Raw genomic sequence first — 3,080 nt, forward strand, 5'->3', positions numbered from 1 at the left:
ACCCGCCCGTCCGCACCACGCAGGTCACACGTGCGCGCATCCGACGACGCCCCCACCGGCCGCCGCCGACCGCGCCGGGGCGTGCCCTCCGAACGCCGCACCCGGCGCGACCTGGTCACCGCGGCGGTCATCACCGTCGTCATGGCGGTGGCGGCCGGGGGCGTCCTCCTCACCGGGAGCGCCGCCCGCTCCGACTTCTCCGCCGCCGGCGCCGGGCAGCCCGTCTACGGACCCGCCACCGCGCCACCCACGTCACTCCGGGCACTGTGGTCGCAGCCGTCGGCGGATCCGGGCGCGCCGCTGACCACCAAGGGCAACCTCGTCACCGTCACCGACGACGGCACGCTCGTCGGCCGGGACGCCGGCTCGGGCGAGCAGACGTGGTCCTACTCCCACGCCGGGCCGCTCTGCGCGGCGACGTTCTACGCCGACATCCTCGCCGCCGCCTTCGACGGCGCGGCCGGGTGCAGCGACGTCACCGCGCTCGACCCGACCACCCAGCAGTACAGCAGCACCCGCCAGAGCGCCTTCCCCGACACCATGCAGCTCACGTCCACCTGGCGGCACGCCCTCGCGTCCAGCCCCGCACGGCTCGAGATCTGGCGCGACGACCTCGTCCGCACGGTCGAGTACGGGGCCGTCGAGGCGCCCCAGGAGGCGGACATGCAACCGCGCACCGGCTGCACCCTCGGGACCGCCGACCTCACCGACGAGCGCTTCGCCGTGGCCGAACGCTGCCCCGGCGACGACTCGGCTCGGCTGACCCTGTCCGAGACGGTGCCCGAGGACAGCCGCAAGCCCGAGGAGATCGCCTCCGACACCACGGGCGCCGACGGGCTGTGGATCATCGACGTCAGCGACGACGGTGTCCTCGCCCTGACGGATCGGGGCGGCGCCTGGGCGGTCGAGTGGTTCACCGCCCCCCGCGACTACGCCCCGGTCCTGCCGCTGCCCGCCGAGCCCGCCGCCAAGCCCGACCCGCGGACCGTGGCCGGCGACGACACGCAGGCGCGCTGGTTCGACGGCACCGCCACACACGCCTTCTCCGCCGTCACCGGCGCGCACTCCTGGACAGCCCCGGCGACCACCGGGCCCGGCCTGACCGGCGGCTGGTCCCCCGACCCCGACGTCGCCACCTCCCGCGACTGGGTCCTGGTGCCCGACGCCGGTGGCTTCCGCGTCCTCGAGCGCGACACGGGGGCCGGGAACCGACAGGTGCCCATCACGCCCGGTGAGGGCGCGGGCGAGGAGCCCTCCGGGGGCGGCCCCACTAGCGGGGGCGGGCCTTCTGTCGGCGGCGGGAAGGGCGTGACCGGCCTGTCCCAGATCGGCGACATCCTCTACGAACGCCGGGACGGCGCGGTCCACGCCTACAAGATGCTGGCCTGACGCCGGGCGGGTCGCGCCGGGAGGGTCAGACGGCGTACCACTCGACAGCCTCGCGCCGGAAGAGCGACACCAGCGCCGTCGCGCACACCAGCGCCAGGACGATGCCGGCGAGGTACTGACCCGATCCCACCCCGACGTACCAGGCGACGAACAGCAGCAGGAGCTCGGCGATCACGACGAGCCCGCGGCCCCATCGCCGGCCGCGGAGCAACCCGACCCCCGCGGCCAACAACCCGCCGCCGAGGATCGCGAACCACACCGCGGTCCCGTAGCCGCTGATGACGACGGTCTCCTCGCGGTGCCCGCCCAACGCCCGGACGAACAGCATCACGGCCACGCCGACACCGATCAGTCCCTGGGCCGAGGAGATCCACCCGGCGAGGCGGACCGGCGCGGGGATCGCCGCGCGGGGATCGGCGGGAACACCACGGTCATCTGGTCGTCTCACGTTCACCTCTCCAGACTAAGCGGGCCTCGCCACGCCACCGAAACCACCAGTCGGACCGTGGTCCAGTTAGGCCATTACCGCCTCTGGTGTGCGGTTTTCCGACGATTTGACAAGCCGCGTGACGTTTACCACATAGACGCTCAAACGTATTGACTTGTCATGAAATCGTGGGACGATCATTTGTAACAGCGCAGACACACCGTGTTTGCCTCGCCTTAACCGGGAGCCCCTCCGACAGGAGCGAGCCCGCGGAAAGGGTACAGATCCCCCACCACCCGCCGGGTGCCATCGATCACGCACGTCCGCCAGTGAACTCTACATGTCCACGGGTCGGCGGCGGCTGTTCGTGCTGCCCGGCGCACCCGATCACGGTCTCACATCAAAGGAGTTCCCATGGACTGGCGCCACAAGGCCATCTGCCGCGACGAGGATCCCGAGCTGTTCTTCCCCGTCGGCAATTCCGGACCCGCCCTCGCGCAGATCGCCGAGGCGAAGATCGTCTGCAACCGCTGCCCCGTCACCGCCGAGTGCCTGTCCTGGGCCCTCGAGTCCGGCCAGGACGCCGGCGTCTGGGGCGGCATGAGCGAGGACGAGCGTCGCGCCCTCAAGCGTCGCCGCGCCCGCACCCGCACCGCCGTCTGACACGGACCACATACGCCGAAGGCCGGCCCCCTCCCCCACGGGGACGGGCCGGCCTTCGGCGTGAGAGCATCCGCCCCGTCAGTCGATGACCGCGATGAGGTCACCCGCCTGGATGACGTCCCCCGGCTTCACCGCGACCTCGGTCACGCTGCCGGAGGTCTCACACAGCACCGGGATCTCCATCTTCATCGACTCGAGGAGCACGATCGTGTCGCCCTCGGCGACCTCGGTACCGACCGCCGCGACGACCTCCATGACGTTCGCGACCATCTCGGCACGGACCTGTTCAGCCATACGGATTGTTCCTCTACTTCCTCGAAGGCGGCCCCCGGACACCTCCAATGCAACCACACGGGCCCGCGCATGGAAGACTTGTACACCGACGAAAGGAGGCGACCATGGGCAAGCGTGGCCGCAAGAGGCGGGATCGCCGCAAGAAGAACGCTAACCACGGCAAGCGTCCGAACAGCTGAGTTCAGGAACGCACGAACGACGAAGGGGCGGGCACCGAACAGGTGCCCGCCCCTTCGTCTGTGTCCGGCGCGGCCGTGACGTCGACCGCCCGGCCGGTCTAGGAGACTGCTGAACAAGCTGCGATCCT

Annotated in this window: 5 protein-coding genes; 3 read left to right on the forward strand and 2 right to left on the reverse strand. The window is 71.3% G+C overall.

Annotated elements, in window-relative coordinates; translation table 11 throughout:
- On the forward strand, nt 1-1,389 hold a 1,389-nt coding region (locus tag HMPREF3086_RS00680), incomplete at its 5' end, for an Rv3212 family protein (RefSeq protein WP_371441630.1).
- A gap of 25 nt (nt 1,390-1,414) precedes the next feature.
- Here the strand turns inward: HMPREF3086_RS00680 and HMPREF3086_RS00685 are convergent.
- Nucleotides 1,415-1,837 carry a hypothetical protein gene (locus HMPREF3086_RS00685; RefSeq protein ID WP_246830834.1) on the reverse strand — a complete coding sequence of 141 codons (423 nt, stop codon included), beginning with the start codon at nt 1,835-1,837 and terminating at the stop codon, nt 1,415-1,417.
- A gap of 393 nt (nt 1,838-2,230) precedes the next feature.
- Here HMPREF3086_RS00685 and HMPREF3086_RS00690 point away from each other — a divergent pair, with 393 nt between their 5' ends.
- A complete protein-coding gene (locus tag HMPREF3086_RS00690; protein WP_007630625.1) occupies nt 2,231-2,479 on the forward strand; it encodes a WhiB family transcriptional regulator in 249 nt (82 codons plus the stop codon).
- A 78-nt stretch (nt 2,480-2,557) separates the two neighbouring features.
- Here HMPREF3086_RS00690 and HMPREF3086_RS00695 read toward each other — a convergent pair whose 3' ends face one another.
- On the reverse strand, nt 2,558-2,773 hold the full coding sequence (locus tag HMPREF3086_RS00695) for a biotin/lipoyl-binding carrier protein (protein WP_061915251.1): 216 nt from the start codon (nt 2,771-2,773) through the stop codon (nt 2,558-2,560).
- Nucleotides 2,774-2,877: 104 nt separating this feature from the next.
- Between HMPREF3086_RS00695 and HMPREF3086_RS19830 the strand changes: the two genes are divergently transcribed.
- Nucleotides 2,878-2,952: a 50S ribosomal protein bL37 gene (locus HMPREF3086_RS19830; RefSeq protein WP_370650909.1), complete on the forward strand. Its 75-nt coding sequence runs from the start codon at nt 2,878-2,880 to the stop codon at nt 2,950-2,952.
- The last annotated feature ends 128 nt before the right edge of the window (nt 2,953-3,080 follow it).

The sequence above is a fragment of the Dietzia sp. HMSC21D01 genome, from assembly GCF_001815995.1.
Taxonomy (GTDB): Bacteria; Actinomycetota; Actinomycetes; order Mycobacteriales; family Mycobacteriaceae; genus Dietzia; species Dietzia cinnamea.